The organism is Paracoccus marcusii, assembly GCF_028621715.1.
Classification (GTDB): domain Bacteria; phylum Pseudomonadota; class Alphaproteobacteria; order Rhodobacterales; family Rhodobacteraceae; genus Paracoccus; species Paracoccus marcusii.
In genome coordinates, this window is record NZ_CP117466.1 from 2476808 (window position 1) to 2501686 (window position 24879).

The 24879-nt window shown below is 68.7% G+C and carries 25 protein-coding genes; 13 read left to right on the plus strand and 12 right to left on the minus strand.

Annotated features, from left to right (window positions below):
• Positions 1-170 precede the first annotated feature (170 nt).
• Genes clpS through PRL19_RS12240 form a run of 3 tightly spaced genes read left to right on the plus strand, consistent with a single transcriptional unit; the run spans position 171 to position 2309 of the window.
• The gene (gene clpS / locus PRL19_RS12230; RefSeq protein WP_045980873.1) at positions 171-488 is read left to right on the plus strand and encodes an ATP-dependent Clp protease adapter ClpS; all 318 of its coding nucleotides are present in this window, start codon (positions 171-173) and stop codon (positions 486-488) included.
• A gap of 4 nt (positions 489-492) precedes the next feature.
• The gene (locus tag PRL19_RS12235) at positions 493-1506 is read left to right on the plus strand and encodes a class I SAM-dependent methyltransferase (protein WP_273743137.1); all 1014 of its coding nucleotides are present in this window, start codon (positions 493-495) and stop codon (positions 1504-1506) included.
• Positions 1503-2309, plus strand: coding sequence for an SDR family NAD(P)-dependent oxidoreductase (locus tag PRL19_RS12240; RefSeq protein ID WP_273743138.1), 807 nt, complete (start codon positions 1503-1505; stop codon positions 2307-2309). The genes PRL19_RS12235 and PRL19_RS12240 overlap by 4 nt, the downstream gene beginning before the upstream one ends.
• Here the strand turns inward: PRL19_RS12240 and PRL19_RS12245 are convergent.
• Positions 2306-2722 (minus strand): hypothetical protein, encoded by a 417-nt coding sequence (locus PRL19_RS12245; RefSeq protein WP_127898366.1) that lies wholly within the window; start codon positions 2720-2722, stop codon positions 2306-2308. The genes PRL19_RS12240 and PRL19_RS12245 overlap by 4 nt on opposite strands.
• A 62-nt stretch (positions 2723-2784) precedes the next feature.
• Here PRL19_RS12245 and hemF point away from each other — a divergent pair, with 62 nt between their 5' ends.
• Positions 2785-3651, plus strand: a complete 867-nt coding sequence (gene hemF, locus PRL19_RS12250) for an oxygen-dependent coproporphyrinogen oxidase (protein ID WP_273743139.1) — start codon at positions 2785-2787, stop codon at positions 3649-3651.
• Positions 3652-3661: 10 nt separating this feature from the next.
• On the opposite strand, the gene PRL19_RS12255 is transcribed toward hemF, so the two are convergent.
• From PRL19_RS12255 to PRL19_RS12270, 4 genes are all read right to left on the minus strand, one after another.
• Positions 3662-3988 (minus strand): YnfA family protein, encoded by a 327-nt coding sequence (locus PRL19_RS12255; protein WP_369799393.1) that lies wholly within the window; start codon positions 3986-3988, stop codon positions 3662-3664.
• Entirely contained in the window at positions 3985-5946 is a 1962-nt protein-coding gene (gene parE / locus PRL19_RS12260; protein WP_127898368.1) for a DNA topoisomerase IV subunit B, read from the minus strand. Before parE ends, PRL19_RS12255 begins: the two co-directional genes overlap by 4 nt.
• Positions 5947-6046: 100 nt before the next feature.
• Positions 6047-6706, minus strand: coding sequence for a glutathione S-transferase family protein (locus PRL19_RS12265; RefSeq protein WP_139085723.1), 660 nt, complete (start codon positions 6704-6706; stop codon positions 6047-6049).
• A 63-nt stretch (positions 6707-6769) separates the two neighbouring features.
• Complete coding sequence (locus PRL19_RS12270) at positions 6770-7729, minus strand: alpha/beta fold hydrolase (protein WP_273743140.1); 960 nt, start codon at positions 7727-7729, stop codon at positions 6770-6772.
• 154 nt (positions 7730-7883) lie between these two features.
• Here PRL19_RS12270 and PRL19_RS12275 point away from each other — a divergent pair, with 154 nt between their 5' ends.
• Both PRL19_RS12275 and PRL19_RS12280 read left to right on the plus strand, forming a co-directional pair.
• Entirely contained in the window at positions 7884-8549 is a 666-nt protein-coding gene (locus PRL19_RS12275; RefSeq protein WP_273743141.1) for a DUF1007 family protein, read from the plus strand.
• The gene (locus PRL19_RS12280) at positions 8546-9454 is read left to right on the plus strand and encodes a nickel/cobalt transporter (RefSeq protein ID WP_127898371.1); all 909 of its coding nucleotides are present in this window, start codon (positions 8546-8548) and stop codon (positions 9452-9454) included. Before PRL19_RS12275 ends, PRL19_RS12280 begins: the two co-directional genes overlap by 4 nt.
• 16 nt (positions 9455-9470) lie before the next feature.
• Here the strand turns inward: PRL19_RS12280 and hisG are convergent, their stop codons facing one another.
• Genes hisG through hisS form a run of 3 tightly spaced genes read right to left on the minus strand, consistent with a single transcriptional unit; the run spans position 9471 to position 12702 of the window.
• Positions 9471-10166: an ATP phosphoribosyltransferase gene (gene hisG, locus PRL19_RS12285; RefSeq protein ID WP_148911710.1), complete on the minus strand. Its 696-nt coding sequence runs from the start codon at positions 10164-10166 to the stop codon at positions 9471-9473.
• A complete protein-coding gene (locus tag PRL19_RS12290) occupies positions 10163-11224 on the minus strand; it encodes an ATP phosphoribosyltransferase regulatory subunit (RefSeq protein ID WP_420704394.1) in 1062 nt (353 codons plus the stop codon). Before PRL19_RS12290 ends, hisG begins: the two co-directional genes overlap by 4 nt.
• On the minus strand, positions 11221-12702 hold the full coding sequence (gene hisS / locus PRL19_RS12295; RefSeq protein WP_273743142.1) for a histidine--tRNA ligase: 1482 nt from the start codon (positions 12700-12702) through the stop codon (positions 11221-11223). Before hisS ends, PRL19_RS12290 begins: the two co-directional genes overlap by 4 nt.
• A gap of 58 nt (positions 12703-12760) precedes the next feature.
• On the opposite strand from hisS, the gene PRL19_RS12300 reads away from it, so the two are divergent.
• The 5 genes from PRL19_RS12300 to ispG all read left to right on the plus strand — a co-directional run bounded on the left by PRL19_RS12300 (position 12761) and on the right by ispG (position 16596).
• A complete protein-coding gene (locus tag PRL19_RS12300; protein ID WP_045980808.1) occupies positions 12761-12976 on the plus strand; it encodes a SlyX family protein in 216 nt (71 codons plus the stop codon).
• A gap of 163 nt (positions 12977-13139) precedes the next feature.
• Entirely contained in the window at positions 13140-14432 is a 1293-nt protein-coding gene (locus PRL19_RS12305; protein WP_127898375.1) for an adenylosuccinate synthase, read from the plus strand.
• Positions 14433-14519: 87 nt separating this feature from the next.
• Positions 14520-14729, plus strand: coding sequence for a DUF2842 domain-containing protein (locus PRL19_RS12310; RefSeq protein WP_045980810.1), 210 nt, complete (start codon positions 14520-14522; stop codon positions 14727-14729).
• An 8-nt stretch (positions 14730-14737) separates the two neighbouring features.
• A complete protein-coding gene (locus PRL19_RS12315) occupies positions 14738-15400 on the plus strand; it encodes a thiamine diphosphokinase (RefSeq protein WP_273743143.1) in 663 nt (220 codons plus the stop codon).
• 62 nt (positions 15401-15462) lie between these two features.
• On the plus strand, positions 15463-16596 hold the full coding sequence (ispG, locus tag PRL19_RS12320) for a flavodoxin-dependent (E)-4-hydroxy-3-methylbut-2-enyl-diphosphate synthase (protein ID WP_045980812.1): 1134 nt from the start codon (positions 15463-15465) through the stop codon (positions 16594-16596).
• Between the two features lie 62 nt (positions 16597-16658).
• Here ispG and moaA read toward each other — a convergent pair whose 3' ends face one another.
• The gene (moaA, locus tag PRL19_RS12325) at positions 16659-17666 is read right to left on the minus strand and encodes a GTP 3',8-cyclase MoaA (RefSeq protein WP_273743144.1); all 1008 of its coding nucleotides are present in this window, start codon (positions 17664-17666) and stop codon (positions 16659-16661) included.
• A gap of 117 nt (positions 17667-17783) precedes the next feature.
• Between moaA and PRL19_RS12330 the strand changes: the two genes are divergently transcribed.
• Complete coding sequence (locus PRL19_RS12330; RefSeq protein ID WP_045999307.1) at positions 17784-18263, plus strand: hypothetical protein; 480 nt, start codon at positions 17784-17786, stop codon at positions 18261-18263.
• Here the strand turns inward: PRL19_RS12330 and PRL19_RS12335 are convergent.
• Positions 18251-18964 (minus strand): DNA alkylation repair protein, encoded by a 714-nt coding sequence (locus PRL19_RS12335; RefSeq protein ID WP_273743145.1) that lies wholly within the window; start codon positions 18962-18964, stop codon positions 18251-18253. The two genes, PRL19_RS12330 and PRL19_RS12335, sit on opposite strands and share 13 nt — an antisense overlap.
• A gap of 119 nt (positions 18965-19083) precedes the next feature.
• On the opposite strand from PRL19_RS12335, the gene aroA reads away from it, so the two are divergent.
• On the plus strand, positions 19084-20415 hold the full coding sequence (aroA, locus tag PRL19_RS12340) for a 3-phosphoshikimate 1-carboxyvinyltransferase (protein ID WP_273743146.1): 1332 nt from the start codon (positions 19084-19086) through the stop codon (positions 20413-20415).
• On the opposite strand, the gene PRL19_RS12345 is transcribed toward aroA, so the two are convergent.
• Entirely contained in the window at positions 20412-22298 is a 1887-nt protein-coding gene (locus PRL19_RS12345; protein ID WP_273743147.1) for a propionyl-CoA synthetase, read from the minus strand. The two genes, aroA and PRL19_RS12345, sit on opposite strands and share 4 nt — an antisense overlap.
• 174 nt (positions 22299-22472) lie before the next feature.
• Positions 22473-24752: an NADP-dependent malic enzyme gene (locus PRL19_RS12350; protein ID WP_252930510.1), complete on the minus strand. Its 2280-nt coding sequence runs from the start codon at positions 24750-24752 to the stop codon at positions 22473-22475.
• Positions 24753-24879 lie beyond the last annotated feature (127 nt).

Sequence of the window (24879 nt, forward strand, 5' to 3'; positions counted from 1 at the left end):
CACGCTAATTTTGTCTGCACTGTAGGCGACGCCGTCCGGACCCGGATCGCGGCGCATCCGCGCGGGGGGCTTTCATCCGGGCGCGATTGCGCTATATTTCCGGGGATGGCGACAGCGCCCACCCCCTCGCCTCAGCATTCAGGAACGACCGCAGCCCGATGACGCACTGGATGACCGCACCCGACAATCCCGACGACCAATCCGATCTGGCGGTCAAGCCACGCGCGAAATCGCAGCGGCCGCCGATGTACAAGGTTCTGTTGCTGAACGACGACTTCACCCCGATGGAGTTCGTCGTTCACGTGCTGGAGCGGCTGTTCCACATGACCCACGCCCAGGCGATCGAGATCATGTTGACCGTGCACCGCCGCGGTCTGGCCGTCGTCGGCGTCTTTTCACACGAGGTGGCCGAGACGAAGGTCGCCCAGGTGATGGAGCTGGCCCGCCGCCAGCAGCATCCCCTGCAATGCACCATGGAAAAAGAGTAATCGCGTGACCCAATCACGACTGGACCTGGCCTTTCCGGACGGCCATCCCGGGGGCCGGGTGCTGTTCATCGGCGCCACTGCCGCCGATGACCTGTCCCCCCTGGACCCCGCACAGCTGACCATCGTTCAGGGGAACTTCCCCGATCATGACGGACTGACCGCCCGCGGATTCGATGTCCGGACGGAGCCGGAGGGCCGTTTCGACGCGGCCGTCGTCCGCCTGCCGCGCGCCAAGGCCGCCGCACGCGCGCGCCTTGCGCTGGCCGCGGCGCATCTGGCGCCTGGCGCGGCCCTTTGGGTCGATGGGCAGAAGACCGACGGCGTCGATTCCCTGCTGAAGGAACTGCGCGGCAATGCCGAGGTGCGCGATGTCATCAGCAAGGCCCATGGCAAGATCTTTCAGGTGACGCTGCCCGAAGCAGGCCTGCCCGCCGACTGGACCGCGACCGAGCGTCAGGTCGAGCCGGGCTTCGTGACCCTTCCGGGCGTCTTCTCGGCCGACGGGATCGACCCGGGGTCGCGGATGCTGGCCGATAACCTGCCGCCCAAGATGCCCACTCGCGTGGTCGACCTGGGCGCGGGATGGGGCTGGCTGTCCGCGCAGGCGCTGGCCCGACCGGGCATCGCCGAGCTGCACCTGGTCGAGGCCGACCACGCCGCCCTGACCTCGGCCAAGCGCAACGTCACCGATCCGCGGGCACAGTTCCACTGGGCGGACGCGCGCAACTTCACCCTGCGGGAGCCGGTCAACGGCGTCATCATGAACCCCCCGTTCCACGAGGGGCGACAGGCCGACCCCCGGCTTGGGGCCGACTTCATCGCCACCGCCGCGCGCATCCTGACCAGCGCGGGTCGGCTGTGGCTGGTGGCCAACCGGCATCTGCCCTACGAATCGGTCCTGGCCCAGCATTTCGGCCAGGTCCACGAGATCGCGGGCGACACGCGCTTCAAGGTGATCGAGGCGACCGCGGCGGGCAAGGGCACTGCCACGGTCCGGGCCCGGGGGGCACGGCGGTGACGCTGTCGATCCAGGGCAAGACGGCCATCGTCACCGGCGCCGGGCGCGGCGTGGGCCTGGCCATCGCGCGGCACCTGGCCGAACGCGGCGCATCGGTCATGTTCGCGGATGGCGACGAACAGGCGGTGCAGTCGGCGGTGTCGGATTATGCCGACGAGGAAAGCCAGGTGCGCCATTTCGTCGGGAACATGTCGGAAAAGCTGGCGATGGCGAACCTGCTGTCGGCCACGCTGGATGCGTTCGACCGCGTCGACATCCTGGTGAACGCCCATCGCTTCGTTCGGGGCAGCGATCCGCTGGACACCGACATGGACGCGCTGGAGGAGATGCTGCGCCAGAACATGCTGGCCAGCCTGCGTCTGTCGCAGATGGTCGCAAAGCGCATGATCCGTCAGGCCGACGGCGAAGGGTCAAGCGCCCAGACCGGGGCGATCGTCAACATCTCGACCCTGGCGGCGCGGCGGCCGATTCCGTCGATGCTGGGCTATTCCATCGCCTGTGCGGCGCAGGAACAGGCCACGCGCGGGCTGGCGCTGGCCTTGGCGCCGCACCGCATCCGCGTGAACGGTGTCAGCTTCAGCAGTGTCATGTCGCATGAACTGCAATGCGCGCTGAAGGACAATCCCGACCAGCGGGCGCAGATCATCGCTGGCACACCCCTGGGCCGCATCGCCCCGGCCGAAGAACTGGCCGAGACGGTGCATTACCTGGTCAGCGACGGCGCGCGCTTTGTCACCGGCCAGATCGTCACCGTCGACGGCGGACGCAGCCTGGCCGACCCGGTGACGTCACAGGTGCTTTAGGCTTCCTCGGGATAGGCGGCGCGGCAGGCGGCCACGGCGGCATTCGCACCGCGCGTCAGGGCCGCCTGGCGCTCGACCAGCCCGTCGCGCTTGCGCGTCTCGGCCGCGGGGTCGATGGGCACGCGGAACCGTTCGACATCGACATAATCGCGCCAGCAGCCATAGGTGCTGATCTGCGCCTTGCCCTCGTGATCACGGATCACGCGTTCGCATTGCGCGAACCGCGTCCGCACGACTTGGCGTTCGTCCCAGGCATAGCCCCGCGACAGATTGCCCTCGACCTCGGCCAGCAGGCTGCTGACGGTGCGGTATTCGCTGGTGTTCCGGCTGATGCAGCGTTCCTGCGGCGTGCCGCAGGCGGCAAGGGCCAGAACCGGTGCAAGGCAAAGGGCAAGGGCGGTGTTGCGGCGCATGGCGGCTCTCTTTATGGACGCAGGCGATGCTAGTCGCGATGCCTGGGGCTGGCAAATCACGAATGAGGCCCGCCATGGATGAACAACGCCACCGCGCCGCGCTTTGGTTCCGCGAGCTGCGCGACCGCATCACCGCCGCCTTCGAGGCGCTGGAGGACCGCGCCCCGGGCGACGCCCCCGCGGGCCGGTTCGAGGTGACGCCCACGGAACGCGCCGACAACGGCGGCGGCGGCATCATGTCGGTGATGCGCGGCGGCCGCGCCTTCGAGAAGGTCGGCGTGAACTGGTCCGAGGTGCATGGCACCCTGGCCCCCCGCGCCCAGGCCGCGATGGCCGCCCGCGGCGTGCCGGGCATGGAGCATGACCCGCGGTTCTGGGCATCGGGCATCAGCCTGGTCGCGCATATGCGGAACCCGCACGCGCCGGCCGTGCACATGAACACGCGCATGTTCTGGACCCCGGGGGCGTGGTGGTTCGGCGGCGGGTCAGACCTGAACCCCTGCATCGAATACGCCGATGACACCGCGCATTTCCACAACACGCTGCGCGATGCCTGCCTGCCGCACGGGGCGGACTACTATGACCGCTTCAAGGCCTGGGCGGACGAGTATTTCTTCATCCCCCATCGCAAGCGGGCGCGGGGCGTCGGCGGCATCTTCTACGACGACCTGAACACCGGGGACTGGGAGGCGGATTTCGCCTTCACCCGTGACGTGGGCGCGGCGTTCCTGCCGGCGTTCCTGCCGCTGGCAGAGGCGCGGATGACGCAGGCGTTCGACGATACCGACCGCGACACGCAGCTGATCCACCGGGGTCTCTATGCGGAATACAACCTGGTCTATGACCGCGGCACGAAATTCGGGCTGGAGACGGGCCACAACGCCGATGCCGTCCTGATGAGCCTGCCGCCCTTGGCCAAGTGGGTCTAGGCCCGACCGCCTACGGGCGGGCGCCTGCCAGGATCACCGCGGCCCCGACGATGCACAGCCCGGCCCCCAGCAGGTCCAGCCTGCCGGGGGTCTGACCCTCGACCAGCCACAGCCATGCCAGCGACGTGGCGATATAGATGCCGCCATAGGCCGCATAGGCGCGCCCCGCGAAATCGACCTGAACACGCGTCAACGCCCAAGCGAACAGCGCCAGCGCGACCACGCCCGGCACCAGCCACAGCGCCGACCGGTCCAACCGAAGCCAGGCCCAGAAGGCGAAACAGCCCGCGATCTCTGCCATGGCGGCCGTGACATACAGGCCGATCGTGGGGATCACACGTCCAGTTCCTCGACGAAGCGGGCGTTTTCCTGAATGTATTCGAACCGCAGCTCGGGCTTCTTGCCCATCAGGCGTTCGACCAGATCGCCGGTTTCGCCGCCTTCGTCGTCGTCGATGCTGACGCGGATCAGCTTGCGGGTGGCGGGGTTCATGGTCGTGTCCTTGAGGTCCTTGGCGTCCATCTCTCCCAGACCCTTGAAGCGCTGGACGTCGATCTTGCCACGGCCGCCCAGGCCCTTGGCCATCATCCGATCCTTTTCGGCGTCGTCGGCCACGTACAGGCGGTGGGCCCCCTGCGTCAGACGGTACAGCGGCGGGCAGGCCAGATACAGGTGCCCCTTGTCGATCATCGGCCGCATCTGCGTGAAGAAGAACGTCATCAGCAGCGACGCGATATGCGCGCCGTCGACATCGGCGTCGGTCATGATGATGACCTTGTCATAGCGCAGGTCGTCGACGTTGAAACGCGTGCCCATGTTGACGCCAAGCGCCTGACACAGGTCGTTGATCTCCTGGTTGGCACCCATCTTGGACGATGCCGCGCCCAGCACGTTCAGGATCTTGCCGCGCAGGGGCAGCAGGGCCTGCTTGGTGCGGTCGCGGGCCATCTTGGCGGAACCGCCGGCGCTGTCGCCCTCGACGATGAACAGTTCGGTCCCGTCGCGGTTGGTGGCGCTGCAATCGACCAGCTTGCCGGGCAGGCGCAGCTTTTTCGTGGCGGTCTTGCGCGCGGTCTCCTTTTCCTGGCGGCGACGCAGACGCTCCTCGGCGCGCAGCACCAGGAAATCCAGGATTGCGCCCGCGGATTTGGTGTCCGACGCCAACCAGGTGTCGAAATGGTCGCGCACCGCGCCCTCGACCAGGCGCGCAGCCTCGGTCGTGGCCAGGCGGTCCTTGGTCTGGCCCACGAATTCCGGTTCACGGATGAAGCAGCTGACCAGCGCGCAACCGCCGATGATCAGGTCCTCACGCGTGATCTGGGCCGCCTTCTTGTTGCTGACGCGTTCGCCATAGCTGCGGATGCCCTTCAGGATCGCGGCCCAGAAGCCCATCTCGTGGGTGCCGCCCTCGGGGGTGGGGACGGTGTTGCAATAGGACTGGATGAAGCCGTCGCGCGCGGGCGTCCAGTTGATCGCCCAGTCCACCTTGCCCGGAACGCCGAACTTGGCGTTGAAGTCGATGCTGCCGGAAAACGGGCGGTCGGCATAGGTGCTGGTCCCGGTCAGGGTCTCGGTCAGGTAATCGGCCAGGCCGCCGGGGAAATGGAACGTGGCCTCGCGCGGGGTCTCTCCGTCGTCGATCTCGGTCTTCCAGCGGATCTCGACGCCGCTGAACAGGTAGGCCTTGGATTTCACCATCTTCATCAGCCGCGCGGGCTTGAAGCGGTGATGGCCAAAGATCTCCTCGTCGGCATGGAAGGTCACGGTGGTGCCGCGCCGGTTCGGAGCCGCCCCGATCTTGGCGACCGGCCCCTGCGGGATGCCGCGGGAAAAGCGCTGCTCGAACAGCTCCTTGTTGCGCGCGACCTGCACGACCATCAGGTCGGACAGCGCGTTCACGACCGACGCACCCACGCCGTGCAGACCACCCGAGGTCTGATAGGTGTCGCCCGAGAACTTGCCCCCCGCATGCAGCGTGCACAGGATCACCTCCAGCGCGGACTTGCCGGGGAACTTGGGGTGCGGATCGATGGGAATGCCGCGGCCGTTGTCGCGCACGATGACGCTGAAATCTGCCAGCAGCTCGACCTCGATGCGCGTTGCGTGGCCTGCCACGGCCTCGTCCATCGAGTTGTCTAGGATTTCCGCGACCAGGTGATGCAGCGCGCGTTCGTCGGTGCCGCCGATATACATGCCGGGACGCTTGCGCACCGGCTCCAGCCCCTCCAGCACCTCGATCGAGGATGCGGAATAGGCGTCGCTGGCGGCGTTGCCGGAGAGAAGGTCGTCGGCCATGGGGTCGCTCGCTGATTTGGATCGCGGCGCTTATCTCATGGCGCGGGGGCGGGCGGCAAGGGGTTGTGTCCCCTGCGCGGCCCGCCCCAAAGGATTGCGCCTATTCCGGCTCCGCCATGCGGGCGGCCCACATCGCCTGGAACGCCGGGCGGTCCTGGCAGGCCGACAGCCAGGCGCGGATCGCGGGAAACCCCTCCATCAGCGCGCCGTGCCCCTGGGCATAGCGCACGATCTCGGCCAGGTTCAGGTCGGCCACGGTGAATCGGCCGCCCACCAGATAGGCATGCGTTGCCAGATGGTCCTCCAGCACCTTCAGCGGCCGGACCAGCCGTTCGGCCGCGTCCGCTACGATCCCCACGTCATCGGCCGATTGCAGCGTGCCGCGGTTGTGCAGCATCAGGATGGTCAGTGCGTCGGGCTCGATCGCGGTGGCGCCATAGATCGACCACTGGGTCATCAGCGCGTCTTCGGCGTAATCCTGCGGGCCTGCAGGGCCGCCATGCTTGCGCGCCAGATGCAGCGTGATCGCCAGCGATTCGGACAGGACCAGCCCTTCGTCCTCGATCACCGGGATGGCGCCTGCGGGGGACAGGGCCAGGAAATCGGGGCTGCGGGTGTTGGGCGGTGCATCGGGCGCGTCGGCATTGCCGATGCGATAGGCCTGGATGACGGGCACCTGCCGGAAGGGCAGGTCCAGTTCGTGACAAAGCCACACGACACGCGATGCACGCGAGCGGGTGACGCCGTGGATGGTCAGCATGATGGCCCCCGGTTTGGTTTGGCGGCCACCTTGGGACGCGGGCGCGGGCGCTGCAAGCCCCCGTCAGCGGAGGCCCGCGCGGACGCTGGCGCGGTCGACGGCGTCGATGATCGCCTGCGGATCGCCATGCTGGGGCATGTGGCCCTGATCGGGCAGGATCGTCAGCGCGGCGTTGGGCAGCGCCTCTGCCAGGGGCAGGGCGTGAATGTCGGCGGGCACGATGCTGTCTTGACCGCCATGGATGACCTCGACCGGCATCGTCAGGCGCGGATACTGCGGCGCCATCACGCGAAGATAGGCGCGCAACCCGTTGATCTGTGACGCATTCGCGCGATAGTTGCCGCGCCGCGCGGCCAGCCCCACGCCGATATAGTCGGCATATCCCAGGGGTACGGGCTGGGGCGCGAAGATGCCCGCCATGATCCGGTTGCCCAGGGACACCGGCGCCAGGGCGGTCAGCAGCGGTGGCCCGACACGGTCGCCCAGGGGCGTCTCCAGGAATGCGTACCATCCGGTCAGCGTGCCGGGCCAGGGCATCGTCGCCCCGGACACGATCACCAGCGCCGCCGTGTCGCCCGGTGCGCGCAGACCCCAGGCCATCGCGACCGCGCCACCATAGCTGTGGCCCAGCACCACGGGTCGGCGCACGCCCAACTGGTCGGCGGCGGCGCGCAGCAGTTCGGCCTGGGCGATGGGGTTGTCGGTCTGCGCGCCGATAGCGTCCGTCCAGCCCAACCCCGGCCTGTCGAAGGCCAGGACGCGGTACCGGGTCGCCAGGCGGTCGGCCAGGGAAAAGGTGAAATCGCGGCTGTTCCCGCTGGCCCCGTGCAGCAGGATCAGGTCGGGACCGCTGCCGCGGATGTCGACATGCACGGTGCGGCCCTGCACCTGGATCAGCTGCCCGGTGGGGGGGAATTCGGCCTCGAACGCGGTTTCGCGCGCGGTGGCGCGGGCATCGACGATCCGCCCGCACCCGGTCAGCGCCAAGGCCAGCCCCGCCATCGTGAATGCCCGTCGTTTCATGCCGTCCCCTGTTCCTCTGCATCCAGACACGTCCGAACCCGCCCCGGGGTTGCGGCGCCCGCGTGGTTTTCCGCCGGGCTGGCAAAGCGGTGATTTGCAAGCCGCGCCGCACGCGGGTAACTGGAACCGCCGTCCTTGCCAAGGTGTCCTGCCGATGTCGCCGCGCGTGTCCTGCCTGTCCGCCCTGCTGATCGTCGCGCCGCTTTGCGCGTTGGCCCATCCGCATGTGTTCATCGACGCGGGCCTGTCCTTGCGTCACGACGCGGCGGGGGCGCTGACCCATGTGGGTGTCGAATGGGCCTATGACGAATTCTATTCCCTGCTGATCATCGAGGATCTGGGCCTGGACCCCGATGGCGACGGCGTCCTGACCACCGACGAACAGGCAGCCCTGCAGGGCTTTGACGCGGACTGGGAGCCGGGCTTTGACGGGCGGCTGTTTCTGGACGCGGACGGTCGCAGGCTGGCGCTGGACGGCCCGCAGGATTTCGCCGCGCGCTATGAGGACGGGCGGGTGATCTCGGCCCATGTGCGCCCGCTGGCCGAGCCGCTGAACGGGGACCGGCCGCTGACGATCCAGGTCTATGACCCCGAATACTATGTCCAGTTCAGCATCCCCGAACCCCCGGCCATCGCGCGGGACGATTGCGCTGTCGATCTGCGCATGGGCGATCCCTATGCTGCCGCCGACGCCTATGCCCGCGCGGTGGGCGAGGCCCTGGGCGACGGCCAAAGCGCCGAGGAGGCGGACCTGATCACCGTGGACATCGGCGCCACCGGCGCGGATTCGGTGCAGGTCCGCTGCGGTCCAGGGTCATGAGGCGCGCCGTCGCCCTGACGGGGCTGGTTGTCGCCCTGACGCTGGTGGCGCTGTGGCTGGGCGGCGGTCTGGCCGGGATCGAGCGGTGGGCCACCGACCAGCAGCGCGCCGTCCAGAACGCGATGGCCGGGGCCTTGCGGGCGCTGCGGTCGGGCCAGCCGGGGGCGGTCGCGTCGCTGCTGGGGTTGTGCTTTGCCTATGGCGTCGCCCATGCGGTCGGGCCGGGGCATGGCAAGGTGATCATCGGCAGCTATGGGTTCGGCGCCCAGGTTCCGCTGGCCCGGCTGGCCGGACTGTCGGTCGCGTCGTCGTTGGCGCAGGCAGGCACGGCCATAGCCCTGGTCTGGGGCGGCATCACCATCCTGGACCTGGGGCGCCAGACCCTGACCGACCTGTCGGAGGTCGCGATGGTGCAGGCCAGCACGGTCCTGGTCGCGTCGGTCGGCCTCTGGCTGGCATGGCGCGGCCTGTCGATGCTGCGCGCGCAGGCGCGGGCGGATCGCCACCACCATCACCACCACGGCGACGCCTGCGGCTGTGGCCATGCGCATGGCCCCACGCCGCAGCAGGTGGCACAGACGCGGTCGCTGCGCGACGGGGTGCTGGTCGTGGCGGGCATCGCGCTGCGGCCCTGCACCGGAGCGCTGTTTCTGCTGATCCTGACCTGGCGGATGGGCATCTTCGGGATGGGCATCCTGGGGACGCTGGCGATGGGCCTGGGCACTGCGGTGGTGACGGTCGCGGTCGCCTGCCTGGCGGTCTGGGCGCGACGCGGCAGCTTTGCCCTGCTGCCCGAACATGGCCCCTGGGCGGGCGCCGCGCGCTGGCTGCCCGGAACGCTGCAACTGGGCGCAGGAGTGCTGATCGCGGCGATCTCGGTCGCGGTGCTGCTGCCGTGGCTTTGACGCGGGCGCTGCGCGGTTAGGCTGACCGGTCTGCTTGCGGCGGCACCAGCCGGGCGATCAGCGCGTCCATTGCCGGGCCCATCGCCGCGCGGCTGGCGAACAGCGTCGCCTGCGACCGCAGGATCGGCGCCTCGTCCAGGATGCGGAGGTTGTTTGCGCGCAGCGTCTCGCCCGACGAGGTGATGTCGGCGATCGCTTCGGCGGTCAGGTTGGCGACCGTGCCCTCGGTCGCGCCCTGGCTGTCGACCAGCTGATAGTCGGCGACCTCGTGGGCGGACAGCCAGGCGCGGACCAGGCGGTGATATTTCGTGGCGATGCGCAAACGGAATCCATGTTCGGCCCGGAAATCGCGCGCGATGGCTGCGAAATCGTCCAGGTCCGTGCAGTCGCGCCAGCAATCCGGCACGGCCAGGATCAGGTCGGCATGTCCAAAGCCCATCGGCGTGACCTCGACCAGGTCGCTTGACCATCCGGCCAGCTTCTCGCGCACCAGGTCGGTGCCGGTCACGCCCAGTTCGATCCGGCCGGCGGCCAGTTCGCGGGGAATCTCTCCGGCCGACAGCAGGACCAGCGATACGCCCTCGACCCCCTCGACCCGGCCCGCATATTCGCGGTCCGACCCGGCCCGCGACAGACGTACGCCGCGGTCGGCGAACCAGTCGAAGGTCTGTTCCATCAGCCGTCCCTTGGACGGCACGCCAAGACGGATCATGCCTGCGCCTCCAGTTCGGCAACAAGGCCGGGGCGGATGATGCCGCCCACGGCGGGGATCTCGCGGCCGCGGCCCAGCACGCGGGTCAGCGCGTCATAGCGCCCGCCCGACGCGACCGGCGGCCATCCGGCCCGGTCGGCCTGGAACGTGAAGGTGAAGCCGTCGTAATATTCCATCGTGGTGCGCCCGTGGCTGGCGTCGAAGATCACCGTCTGCAGGTCGATGCCGCGCGCGGCGATGGCGTCCAGGCGGTCGCGGATGCGGGCCACCGCCGGCGCGATGGCGGGCATGTCGCGGGCCAGGTCGGCCAGCGTCGACAGCGCCTGCGGCGCCGGGGCGCGCAGGGCGAACAGACGCTCCAGCCGATCGGTCCAGACCGGGGCCAGGGGCGGCACGGCCACGTCCGATTGCAGGCGGGCGATGCGGCGGATCATCTCGTCCTCGGTCCGCATCCCGGCCCAGGACATGGTGACGTCGGGAAACTCCCGTGCGATCGACGGGGCCGAGAACCGCGCCAGCAGGCGCGCAAAGCGGCCCGGCCGCCAGATGTGGTGCAGCAGCGCCACCGAACGCGCCTCGGTCAGGGGCAGGCCGCGCACCGCATCCAGCAGCAGGCCCATGTCGCCCATGCGCGCCTGCAGGCCCAGGGGCGCCAGCGCGTCGTGGAACAGCGCAAAGACCTCGGCATCGGCCTGGGGGTCGCGGGTGAACAGCTCGAACCCGCATTGCAGGTATTCGTGGTCGCGCGGCGTGGCGGGGCGGGTGTCGCCCGTGTCCTGCTTGCGGAACACCTCTCCCAGATAGCAGTAGCGGGCCGGATCGGCGCCGTTCTGCATGTGCGCCTGGACCACCGGCACGGTGAAGTCGGGGCGCAGCATCATCTCCCCACGGATCGGGTCCTGGGTGACATAGGCGCGGGCGCGGATGTCCTCTCCGTACAGGTCCAGAAGGTCGCCCGCGGGCAGCAGGATGTCGGGCGCGATCTCGGTCGCACCGGCGTCGCGGAACCGCGACAGCAGCCGCTGTCCGACCGCCTGCTTGGCCTGCTTCGGGATCATCCGATGATCCTGCGGACTTCGGCAACCAGGTCGGCGCGCGCGACCTCGGTCTGGGCGGGCTGGGATTTCCATTCCTCGACAGAGGCTTCTGCGGCGATCTTCGCGCCCAGGATCAGGTCCTTGACCTGTACCACGCCGCGTTCCGCCTCATCCCCGCCCTGGATGATCGCGACGGGTGCGCCGCGTTTGTCCGCGTATTTCAGCTGGTTGCCAAAGTTCTTGGGATTGCCCAGGTAGACCTCGGCACGGATGCCGGCGGCGCGCAGGTCGGCGGCCATGGCCTGGTAATCCGACATGCGGTCGCGGTCCATCACGGTCACGACCACGGGACCGGCGACCTGGGCCCCGGCCAGACCCTTGGCGCGCAAAGCGGCCAGCAGACGGTCGACGCCGATGCTGACCCCGGTGGCTGGGACCTTCTGCCCGGTGAAACGCTCCACCAGTCCGTCATAGCGGCCGCCGCCCGCGACCGATCCGAACTGCCGCTTGCGGCCCTTTTCATCAAGAATCTCGAAGGTCAGCTCGGCCTCGAAGACCGGGCCGGTGTAATAGCCCAGGCCCCGGACCACGGCCGGATCGATCACGGCGCGATCCTCGGCCACGCCCATCGCGGCCAGCATCGCGGCGATCTGGCGCAGTTCCTCCACGCCCTCGGCGCCGGTGGCCGATCCGCCGACGGCGGTCGACAGGTTGTCCAGTGTCGCGGCGTTGTCCGCGCCCTTGGCCTCCAGGAAGGCCAGCACCGGCCCCGCCTGCGCCTCGGACAGGCCCACGCCATCGATGCGCGCGCCGCTATCGTCCAGGCGGCCCGTGGTCAGCAGGGCCAGCACGCCCTCGCGACCGACCTTGTCGAACTTGTCGATCTGGCGCAGCACATCCTCGGCCTGATCCTCGCGAACCTGGGCCGCCTCCAGGACGCCGTTCAGAACCTTGCGGTTGTTGATCCGCACCAGATAATCGCCGCGGTCGATGCCCACCGCCTCCAGCGCATCGGCCAGCATGCCGCAGATCTCGGCATCCGCCGCCACCGAGGCCGACCCGACCGTGTCGGCATCGCACTGATAGAACTGGCGGAACCGACCCGGCCCCGGTTTCTCGTTGCGCCAGACGGGTCCCATCGCAAAGCGGCGGTACGGGCTGGGCAGGTCGTTGCGGTACTGCGCCGCGACGCGCGCCAAGGGCGCCGTCAGGTCATAGCGCAGTGCCAGCCAGTCGCCCGCGGTCCCGCCGCCGGGCACCGCCTCCTCCTGCCAGGCAAAGACGCCGGCATTGGGCCGGTCCACGTCGGGCAGGAACTTGCCCAGGGCCTCGACCGTCTCGACGGCACTCGTCTCCAGCGGATCGAAGCCATGGCGGTGATAGACCTGCGCGATGCGGTCCAGCATGTCGCGCCGTTCGGTCACGTCCTGCCCGAAATAGTCGCGGAACCCCTTGGGCGTCTCGGCCTTGGGACGGGGCTGCTTCTTGTCTTTTGCCATGGTATCAGTCGCCTTTTCGGGCCCATATTCAGGCGCCGCTGTAACGGAAGGTGACGACATGGACAAGCAGCAGGACCGCCTGCATCAGCTGGAGGAGGCCTTGGCCCATCTGACGCGGCTGACGGATGAGCTGTCCGAGGTCATCGCCCGACAGGACCGCGACCTTGCCCGCGTCACCCGGCGCCTGGATCAACTGCTGCTGGCCGAGGCCGAGCGTCAGGCCGATGCGGCGGGCAGCGTCGCGCTGGCCGACCAGCGCCCGCCGCATTACTGAGACCGCCCGCTTCTTCTTTGACCAAATACCCTCCGGGGGTCCGGGGGGCGAAGCGCCCCCGGCGGCCGCCCCCGGCAGGGTCCCGACAAAGCGGCTTTCCCCGCCGTGCCCGATGCGCTAATGCCGGGCTGAAAAGAACTTCGGACAACGAAAAGGATCGCTCATGGCCAATGTTGTGGTTGTCGGAGCCCAGTGGGGCGACGAGGGCAAGGGCAAGATCGTCGACTGGCTTTCGGAACGCGCCGATGTCATCGCGCGCTTTCAGGGCGGTCACAATGCCGGCCACACGCTGGTCATCGGCGACAAGGTCTTCAAGCTGTCGCTGCTGCCCTCGGGGATCGTGCGCGAAAACAAGCTGGCCGTGATCGGCAACGGTGTCGTGCTGGACCCTTGGGCGCTTTTCTCGGAGATCGACAAGCTGGCGGGGCAGGGCGTCGCCATCTCGACCGAGAACCTGATGATCGCAGAGAACACGCCGCTGATCCTGCCGCTGCACCAGGACCTGGACAAGCTGCGCGAGGAGGCCGCCGGCAAGGCCAAGATCGGCACGACCGGCCGCGGCATCGGCCCCGCCTATGAGGACAAGGTCGGCCGCCGCACGATCCGCGTCGCCGACCTGGCCGACGAGGAGACGCTGGACAGCCGTCTGGACCGCCTGCTGGCCCACCACGACGCGCTGCGCGCGGGTCTTGGCGCCACGCCGATCGACCGCGCCGAGCTGAAGGCCAAGCTTATGGAAGTGGCGCCCAAGCTGCTGCCCTATGCCCAGCCAGTCTGGAAGATCATGGGCGACGCCCGCAAGGCCGGAAAACGGATTCTGTTCGAGGGTGCGCAGGGATCGCTGCTGGACATCGATTTTGGCACCTATCCCTATGTGACCTCGTCCACGACGACGTCGGGGGCGGCGGCCAGTGGCACCGGCATGGGGCCGGGCGCGATCGGCTTTGTCCTTGGCATCGTCAAGGCATACACCACCCGCGTGGGCGAAGGTCCGTTCCCGTCGGAACTGGACGACGCAGACGGCCAGCGCCTTGGCGAGCGGGGTCACGAGTTCGGCACGGTCACGGGCCGCAAGCGCCGCTGCGGCTGGTTCGACGCGGTGCTGGTGCGCCAGACCTGCGCGATCAGCGGCGTGAACGGGATCGCGCTGACCAAGCTGGACGTGCTGGACGGGTTCGACACGCTGAAGATCTGCACCGGCTACGAGATCGACGGCGTGACGTATGACTATCTGCCGACGGCGGCCGCGCTGCAGGCCAAGGTGCGCCCGATCTATGAGGAGATGGAGGGCTGGCACGAATCGACCGCCGGGGCGCGCAGCTGGGCAGACCTGCCGGCCGCCGCGATCAAGTACGTGCGCCGCGTCGAGGAGTTGATCCAGTGCCCCGTGGCGATGCTGTCGACCAGCCCGGAGCGTGACGACACGATCCTGGTGACCGATCCCTTTGCCGACTGATTGCGTCCCGCGACGTGCCGGGTGACATCCTGTCCCCCGGACCCCCTTGGGGCGCGTTCGGGGATACCGAGGAAAGAGCCAGACGACATGGAACTGAAGACCCGCAAGCGGCTGTCCATCCTGATCCTGGTGATCGGCATGCCCGCCTATGTCGTCGCGGCGGTGTCGCTGATGAACTGGCTGGACGGGCGGTTCGGACGCCAGCCGATCTGGATCGAGCTGCTGATCTATGTCGCGCTTGGCGTGCTGTGGGCGCTGCCGTTCAAGCGCGTCTTCAGCGGCGTCGGCAAGGGCTGAGGGCGGCAATGGTGGACCAGCCCCGACCGGTCCGCCACCTGCGCGGGGTCACCGTGGTCGGCGGCGGCATGGTGACGCCGGCCGATCTGTCGGTGGCGCTGTCGGTCGCGCCCCTGCTGGTTGCGGCGGATGGGGGTGCGGACCGGGCGCTGGCCCTGGGGCACGCGCCGGACTGGGTGATCGGGGACCTGGACAGCATCTCGGACCCGGCGCGGCGGTCGGTTCCGGCCGCCCGCGTGCTGGAGGTAGCCGAGCAGGACAGCACGGATTTCGCCAAATGCCTGGGACGAATCGACGCGCCGCTGGTCATGGCGGTGGGTTTTGCAGGGCTGCGACTGGACCATACCCTGGCCGCGCTGACGGTGATGGTCCAGCCCAACGTTCCGCGCGTTGTGATGCTGGCCAGCGATGACGTGATCGTGCTGTGCCCGCCGCGCCTGACCCTGCCGCTGATGCCCGGGACACGGGTGTCGCTGTACCCGATGGGACCGGCGCGCGGCAGCAGCCAAGGCCTGGAATGGCCCATCGACGGGATCGATTTCGCTCCGGGCAAGCGGGTCGGCACCTCGAACCGGGCGACGGGGCTGGTCAGCCTGCGGGTGCAGGGGCCGATGCTGCTGATGCTGCCCCGAGACTGTCTTGGAACGGTGCTGACGGCGATGCAGCGCTGAGGGGGCGGTTGTCGTTGCGGCCTGCATGGCTTATCTGAGGGGCGAACCCCCGGAGGCCTGCCATGTCGCTGAACCCGATCCGTCCCTGGCGCAACATCGAGCGCCGCAAGTCGCGCCAGATCATGGTGGGCAAGGTCCCCGTCGGCGGCGATGCCCCGATCAGCGTGCAGACCATGACCAACACCAACGGCCACGACGTCAAGGCGACCCTGGCCCAAGTCATCGCCGCCGCGGATGCCGGCGCCGATATCGTGCGCATCAGCGCCCCGGACCAGGAGACCACGCGCGCGCTGCGCGAGATCTGCCGCGAGAGCCCTGTGCCGATCGTCGCCGACATCCATTTCCACTACAAGCGCGCCATCGAGGCTGCCGAGGCGGGCGCGGCCTGCCTGCGCATCAACCCCGGCAACATCGGGGACGAAAGCCGCGTGCGCGAGGTCATCAAGGCGGCCAAGGATCACGGCTGTTCGATCCGCATCGGCGTGAATGCAGGCAGCCTGGAGAAGCACCTGCTGGAGAAATATGGCGAGCCCTGTCCCGACGCGATGGTCGAAAGCGGGCTGGACCATATCAAGATCCTGCAGGACAACGATTTCCATGAATTCAAGATCAGCGTGAAGGCCAGCGACGTGTTCCTGTCGGCCGCGGCCTATCAGCAGCTGTCCGAGGCGACGGACGCGCCGATCCATCTGGGCATCACAGAGGCGGGCGGTTTCGTCGGCGGCACCGTCAAGTCGGCGGTGGGCCTGGGCAACCTTCTGTGGATGGGGATCGGCGACACGATCCGCGTCAGCCTGTCGGCCGATCCGGTCGAGGAGGTCAAGGTCGGCTTCGAGATCCTGAAATCGCTTGGCCTGCGGACGCGCGGGGTGCAGATCATCAGCTGTCCCAGCTGCGCACGACAGGGCTTTGACGTGATCCGTACGGTCGAGGCGCTGGAAAAGCGGCTGGAGCACATCAAGACGCCGATGAGCCTGTCGATCATCGGCTGCGTGGTGAACGGACCGGGCGAGGCGCTGATGACCGATCTGGGATTCACCGGCGGCGGGGCCGGGTCGGGCATGGTCTACATGGCCGGCAAGCAGAGCCACAAGCTGTCGAACGACCAGATGGTCGATCACATCGTCCGGCTGGTCGAGGAACGGGCCGAGGTTCTGGACGCCGAGGCGCGCGCCGCGGAAGCCGCCGCCGAGTAGGGTTGCGTCCCGCGAGGGCCGGGGGCGCTGGCGCCCCCCGGACCCCCCGCCGGCGCGCCTCGTCAGCCGCCGGTATGGCTCATGTGGCGGGTCATCTGGCCTGCGACGCCTTGGCGGGAATAGTCGAAGTCGTGACCCTTGGGTTTGCGCGCGATGGCCGCGCGGATCGTCTGGCGCAGGGCCTCGTCGTCGGCGCTGGCGCGCAGGGGCGCGCGCAGGTCGGCGTTGTCCTCCTGGCCCAGGCACATGAACAGCTCTCCGGTGCAGGTGACGCGCACGCGGTTGCAGCTTTCGCAGAAATTATGGGTCAGGGGCGTGATGAAGCCGATCTTTTGCCCGGTCTGCGCCAGCCTGACATAACGGGCCGGGCCACCCGTGCGTTCGGCAAGATCCAGCAGCGTAAAGCGTTCGGCCAGACGGGCGCGTAGGTCGGACAGGGGCCAGTACTGGTCCAGCCGGTCCTCCTCTCCCATCTCGCCCATGGGCATCACCTCGATGAAGGTCAGGTCGTGACCCTCGTCGCCGCACCATTGCACCAGATCGAACAGCTCGCTGTCGTTGACGCCCTTGAGGGCTACGGCGTTGATCTTGACACGCAGTCCTGCGGCGGTGGCGGCGCGGATCCCCTCCAGCACCTGGGGCAGGCGGCCCCACCGGGTGATCGCCGCGAACTTGTCGGCGTCCAGCGTATCCAGCGACACGTTCACGCGCCGCACACCAATATCGGCCAGTTCCGCCGCGTGGCGGGCCAGCTGGCTGCAGTTGGTGGTCAGGGTCAGCTCGTCCATGCCGTTCCCCAGGTGACGCGACACGTTGCGGAAAAAGCCCATGATGCCGCGACGGACCAGAGGCTCTCCGCCGGTGATACGCAGCTTGCGCACGCCCAGGCCGATGAAGGCGGTGGACAGGCGGTCAAGCTCCTCCAGCGTCAGGAGATCGGCCTTGGGCAGGAACTGCATGTGTTCCGCCATGCAATAGACGCATCGGAAATCGCAGCGGTCGGTGACCGACACCCGCAGATAGGTGATGGGCCGGGCAAACGGGTCGATCAGGGGCGGGTGCATGTCCATCCCCCCTATCTAGGCGCGCTGGACTGCGGTCACAAGGCGGGGATTCGCGGGTCGGGTGGTGGACCTTGCCACGCTGGCGTGACTAATCTGCGGCAACGATGATTGAAGGAGACGCCGATGCGCCTGATCCCCCTTGCCGTCCTGGGCCTGTCGCTGGCCGGATGCACCCAGATGGCCGCGACGATGAACCGGCCCGAAGCGCCCAAGGCGACGGCGGCCCAGACCGCGGCCGCGACGGCCGTGACGCGCGCGCCCAGCCCCCGGCCTGCGGCACGCGCGACACCCGCACAGCTGGACACCACGACGCCCGAACAGCGCGTAGCCGCCGCCCAGGCTCCGGCGACGGCCGAGACGCGGCTTGGCACGACCGTCGGATCGCTTGGCAACCCGTCCGAGGGTGGGTTCTGGATGAAGACGCCCCTGGTCGATGCGCCCGTGCAGGGGCGCATCGTGAACCCCGCCACGGGCAAGTCGGCGCAGGTCGAGTTGCGGCCCCTGTCGGGATCGGGCACGGGCAGCCAGGTCTCGCTGCCGGCACTGCAGCTGCTGGGCGTGCCGCTGACCGACCTGCCGACGCTGGAAGTCTACCGCTCCTGATCGCCGTCGGGGCGGGGCGCGTCGTCGGATTGCGGCGCGTCCTCGGCCAGGGGTTCAGGCTGCGGTTCGGGCGCGGCCATCGCCTCGTGGGCGCTGTGCCAGACGGCGACGCGGTCAGGGTCGCGCTTTTCCAGGTTGCGCAGCCACAGCTTGGCCGCCTGACGCACGCCGCCGTGACGGTCGGACGCCAGGCGCAGCATCAGCTGCAGAACCTTTTCCCGAATCTCCAGATCCTCGGGTTTGGGGTTGTTCATCTTGGCCCAGGGTAGCGTGGCCAGCATCACGCCCCGGCGCAGCCACGGGTTCCGGCTGCCGGCCCATGCCGTGATCTGATCCAGGCGGGTCGGATCGGCGACCACGCGACGCGCGGCGGCGGTCATCACCGCATCGTCGATCTCGGCCCCGTCAATCTGCGGCGCCCAGTCCATGATCGCGGCCCAGGCCGCGTCGTCGGGCCGCATCCGGGCCTGGACCAGCAGGCGGGCGGCGGCCAGGCGCGCCTCGTGGACGTCGCTGTCCCACAGCGCCTCGGCCAGCGCGATGCGCGCGTCCAGATCACGTTCCGCGCGCCATTCGGCGACGACCTCCTCCAGGGCGGCGGGGGTGATGCCCAGGGTCTCTCGATCACGCTTGTGGCGTGCACTGTCGCGGGCGGCGCGTTCGGGGTCGGCCAGGTCGCGCAGCCGGTCCAGTTCCTGCATGGGATTCTCCAATCCGTGATTGGCCCCCTTCTAGGGCGCGGGGGCGCCGGCCTCAAGATGATGGTGGCAGGGGCGCGCCGGGCGGGCTAAAAGGCGCGGCAAAACCACGAGGTAGGCCCATGTCGCATTCCGCAGACCCCCGTCCGATGACCGCCCGCCGCACCGGCCCCCTGTCGGGCGAGGCGCTGGTGCCGGGGGACAAGTCGATCAGCCACCGCGCCCTGATCCTGGGCTCGATGGCCGTCGGAGAGACGCGCATCACCGGTCTGCTAGAGGGCCAGGACGTGCTGGACACCGCCCGCGCCATGCAGGCGCTTGGCGCGCAGGTCACGCAGCACGGGCCGGGGGACTGGTCAGTGCATGGCGTGGGCGTGGGCGGCTTCTCCAGCCCGGCCGACGTGATCGATTGCGGCAATTCCGGCACCGGCGTGCGTCTGATCATGGGTGCGGTCGCGACCACGCCGATCAGTGTGACCTTCACCGGTGACGCCAGCCTGTCGCGTCGTCCGATGGCGCGGGTGACGGACCCGCTGTCGCAGTTCGGCACCCAGATCACCGCGCGCGAGGGGGGGCGTCTGCCCATCACCATCCAAGGCGCGGCCGATCCGGTGCCCGTCACCTATCGCACCCCCGTGGCCAGCGCCCAGATCAAGTCGGCGATCCTGCTGGCCGGGCTGAATGCGCCAGGGGACACGGTGGTGATCGAATCCGAACCGACGCGCGATCATTCCGAACGCATGCTGGCCGGTTTCGGCGCCCAGATCCGGACCGAGACCACGTCCGAAGGCCACAAGATCACCCTGACTGGCCGCCCTGAACTGCGCCCGCAGCCCGTGGCCGTGCCGCGCGATCCGTCCAGTGCGGCCTTTCCGGTGGCTGCGGCGCTGATCGTGCCGGGGTCCGAAATTCGCGTGCCGGGCGTCAGCCGCAACCCGACGCGGGACGGCCTGTACGTGACCCTGCTGGAGATGGGCGCCGACATCACCTTCGAGAACCCGCGCGAGGAGGGCGGAGAGCCCGTGGCCGACCTGCTGGTGCGCCACGGCCCGCTGAAGGGCGTGACCGTGCCTGCCGATCGTGCGGCCAGCATGATCGACGAATTCCCGATCCTGTCAGTGATCGCCGCGTTCGCCGAAGGCACCACGGTGATGAACGGCGTCGCAGAACTGCGCGTCAAGGAAAGCGACCGGATCGACGCGATGGCCGTGGGCCTGCGCGCGAACGGTGTCACGGTCGAGGACACGCGCGATACCATGACCGTTCACGGCGCGGCGCAGGTGGCGGGCGGCGGCCATGCGGTGACCCATCTGGACCACCGCATCGCCATGAGCTTCCTGATCCTGGGCCTTGCGACCCAGCAGCCCGTCACCATCGACGACGCGGGGCCGATCACCACGTCCTTCCCCGACTTCGTGCCGCTGATGATGCGCTTGGGCGCGACGCTGGACTAGGCGGGATAGCCGATCCCGGCCAGGGATCGGCGGATCTCGTCCAGGATGGCGGGGTCGTCGATGGTGGCGGGCGCCTTGACCGTCTCACCGTCCGCGATCTTGGCCATGGTCGCGCGCAGGATCTTGCCCGACCGCGTCTTGGGCAGGCGATCGACGACGCAGGCGGTCTTGAAGGCCGCGACGGGCCCGATGCGGTCGCGGACCATGCGCACCACTTCGGCCACGACCTGGGCATGCTCGGTCTCGACCCCCTTCTTCAGGCACAGAAGGCCCAGAGGCGCCTGTCCCTTCAGCGGATCGGCGACCCCGATCACCGCGCATTCCGCGACGGCAGGATGGCTGGACAGAACCTCCTCCATGCTGCCCGTGGACAGGCGGTGGCCCGCGACGTTGATGACGTCGTCGGTGCGCGCCATGATCCAGACATAGCCGTCATCGTCGACGTAACCCGCATCGCCTGTCTCGTAGAAGCCGGGGAAATGCTGCAGATAGGCGCGGTTGAACCGATCCTCGGCGTTCCACAGCGTGGGCAGGGTGCCGGGCGGCAGGGGCAGCTTGATCGCGATCGCGCCCAGGGTGCCGGGTGCGACCGGGTGCCCGGCCTCGTCCAGGACCTGCACGTCGTAGCCGGGCATGGGCAGGGTCGGACTGCCCTTTTTCACGGGCATCAGCCCCGCGCCGAAGGGGTTCGCGGCGATGGGCCAGCCGGTCTCCGTCTGCCACCAGTGGTCGATCACCGGCACCTTGACCCGATCCTCGGCCCAGGTGACGGTGTCGGGGTCGGCGCGTTCGCCTGCCAGGAACAGGGCCTGCAGGCAGGACAGGTCGTACTTGCCGACCAGCCGGCCCTCCGGGTCGTCGCGCTTGACCGCACGGATGGCGGTGGGCGCAGTGAAGAAGGATTTGACCTTGTGATCCGCGATCACCCGCCAGAACGTGCCCGCGTCGGGGGTGCCGACGGGCTTGCCTTCGAACACCACGGTCGTCGCGCCCGCGATCAGCGGTCCATAGACGATATAGCTGTGCCCCACGACCCAGCCCACGTCGGACGCGACCCAGAACACGTCGCCCGGCCCGATGCCATAGATGTTCGGCACGCTCCACGCCAGGGCGACCAGATGCCCCGCGGTATGGCGCACGACACCCTTGGGCTGGCCCGTCGTCCCCGAGGTGTAGAGGATATAGGCCGGGTGGTTCCCCTCGACCGGGACGCAGTCGGCGGGCTGCGCGTCCGCCACCGCCTGGCGCCAGTCCAGATCGCGGCCCGCCACCATGTCGGCTGCGCATTCGGGGCGCTGGAACACGATGGTGAAGTCGGGCTTGTGGACGGCCTCGTCGATGGCGCGGTCCATCAGCGGCTTGTAGGGGACGACGCGACCCAGCTCCAGCCCGCAGCTTGCGGCGATGATCGCGCGGGGCTTGGCGTCGTCGATGCGCACCGCCAGTTCATGCGCGGCGAACCCGCCGAAGACGACCGAATGGATGGCCCCGATCCGGGCACAGGCCAGCATCGCCTGCAGCGCCTCGGGGATCATCGGCATGTAGATGATGACCCGGTCGCCCTTGCCGATGCCGCGCGCGGCCAGCACACCCGCCAGCCGGGCCACCTGGTCCTGTAGCTGGGCATAGGTCAGGCGACTGACGCTGCCGGTCATCGGGCTGTCGTGGATCACCGCCAGGCGGTCGCCGTGACCGGCCGCGACATGGCGGTCGATGGCGTTCCAGCAGGTGTTCACCATGCCGTCCGCGAACCATTCCCCGGCGGGGCCCTGATCGAAATGCGCGCGGCTTGGGGGCTGGGTCCAGTCGATGGCATCGGCGGCCTGCATCCAGAACGCCTCGGGATCGGCCTTCCAGCGCGCGTAGAGATCTTGATAGGACATGGACTCCCCTCCCTGAACCTAGGTTTTGTTACGCAGGAAGGGGGGTGTCGCGCAACCTTGTTAGCGGCGTGACAATGCGCTGATTAGCAGAAATCCGGCGATCGGGTTTGCAAACAGAACGGCGCAGCAAAGCCTCCTTTGCCGCGCCACAGTATTTGCAAAAATGTCGGCGAATCAGCCGTAATGCGTGACCGGCGTGCCGGCCAGCACCGACATGTTCAGCAGGCCGCGCGTGGTGATCGAGGGTGTCACGATATGGGCGCGGTTGCCCATGCCCATCAGGATCGGCCCGACCTCCAGGCCGCCCGCGCGCATCTTCAGCGCGTTGCGGACGCCCGATGCGGCGTCGGTGCCCGCAAAGACCAGCACGTTCGCCACACCCTGCAGCCGCGAGGTCGGGAAGATGCGTTCGCGCAGCTCGGGGTCCAGGGCCGCGTCCACATGCATCTCGCCGTCATACATGAAGTCGGGCTCGCGTGCGTCTAGCAGCGCCAGGGCGTCGCGCATCTTGCGGCCGGAATAGCTGTCGGTGTTGCCGAACTGCGAATGGCTGCACAGGGCGATCTTGGGCGTCAGGCCGAACCGGCGGACGTGACGCGCGGCGCCCATCACCGTCTCCATCACCTGCTGGGGCGTGGGGTCGTTGTGGCACTGGGTGTCCGCGATGAACAGCGGCCCGTCCTCCAGGATGATCATCGACAGTGCGCCGACCGGGTGCAGCCCGTCACGGGCCAGGATCTGGCGCACGTATTGCAGGTGCCAGCTGTACTGTCCGAACGTGCCGCAGATCAGGCTGTCGGCCTCGGCCCGGTGCACCATCACGGCGCCGATGGCGGTGGTGTTGGTGCGCATGATCGCGCGGGCGATGTCGGGGCTGACCCCGCGCCGCGCCATGATGCCGTGATACGTTTCCCAATAGTCGCGATAGCGGGGGTCGTTCTCGGGGTTCACGATCTCGAAGTCGACATCCGGACGGATCGGGAGGCCCGCGCGTTCGGCGCGGGTGGCGATCACGTCGGGGCGGCCGATCAGGATCGGGACATCGGTCGTCTCCTCCAGCATGGCATTGGCGGCGCGCAGGACACGTTCGTCCTCGCCCTCGGCAAAGACGATGCGGCGCGTGGCGGTGGCCGCGGCCTCGAAGACCGGGCGCATGATCAGCGCCGATCGGAAGACCGACCCGTCCAGCTTCTGCTTGTAGGCGGCCATGTCGTCCAGGGGCCGGGTCGCCACACCCGTCTCCATCGCGGCGCGGGCTACGGCGGATGACACGACGCCCATCAGGCGCGGATCGAAGGGCTTGGGGATCAGATAGTCGGCGCCGAAGGTCAGCGTCTCGCCGCGATAGGCAGCGGCGGCCTCGGCCGCGGTGGTCGCGCGGGCCAGGGCGGCGATGCCCTCGATGCAGGCGATCTTCATCTCGTCGTTGATGGTGGTCGCGCCGACGTCCAGCGCGCCGCGGAAGATGAAGGGGAAGCACAGGACGTTGTTGACCTGGTTCGGGAAATCGCTGCGCCCGGTGGCGATGATCGCGTCGGGGGCGACAGCGCGGGCCGCGTCGGGGTCGATTTCCGGGTTCGGGTTCGCCAGCGCGAAGATGATCGGGCGCGGGGCCATGCGGCCGACCATCTCGGGCGTCAGAACGCCCGGACCGGACAGGCCCAGGAACAGGTCGGCGCCGTCAATCACCTCGGTCAGGCTGCGCTTGTCCGAGGCTTGGGCATAGGCGGCCTTCTGCGGGTTCATGTCGATGTCGCGGCCCTCATGGACCAGACCGTGGATGTCGCACAGCCAGACGTTCTCGCGCTTGACGCCCAGCTTCAGCAGCATGTTCAGACAGGCGATGCCCGCCGCCCCGCCGCCGGTCGAGACGATCTTGATGTCCTCGAACCGCTTGCCGGCGATGCGCAGCGCGTTGGTCGCGGCCGCGCCCACCACGATGGCGGTGCCGTGCTGGTCGTCGTGAAAGACCGGGATGTTCATCCGCTCGCGGCAGATCTGTTCGACGATGAAGCAGTCGGGGGCCTTGATGTCCTCAAGGTTCACTGCGCCGAAGGTCGGCTCCAGCGCGCAGACGATCTCGGCCAGCTTGACCGGATCGGGCTCGTTCACCTCGATGTCGAAGCAGTCGATGTTGGCGAATTTCTTGAACAGGACCGCCTTGCCCTCCATCACCGGCTTGGAGGCCAGCGCGCCGATGTTGCCCAGGCCCAGGACGGCCGTGCCGTTCGAGATGACGGCCACCAGGTTGCCCTTGGTGGTATAGCGTGCGGCGGTTGCGGGATCGGCCTTGATCTCCAGGCAGGCTTCGGCGACGCCGGGGGAATAGGCGCGGGCCAGGTCGCGGCCATTGGCCATCGGCTTGGTCGCGCGGATCTCCAGTTTGCCCGGTCGCGGGAACTCGTGATAATCCAGCGCGGCCTGTCTTGCGCTGTCCTGCCTGCGGTCTTCCATCTTTCGCCCCTCCGGTTTCGGAATTGGTTTACCGTTAAACCATTCTGACGTCGGGGAACAGCGGGGTTCTGCGCGCCCGCGCGCGTCTTGCACAACCCCGCCCGCGGGCGCAGATTGGCTGCCAGAT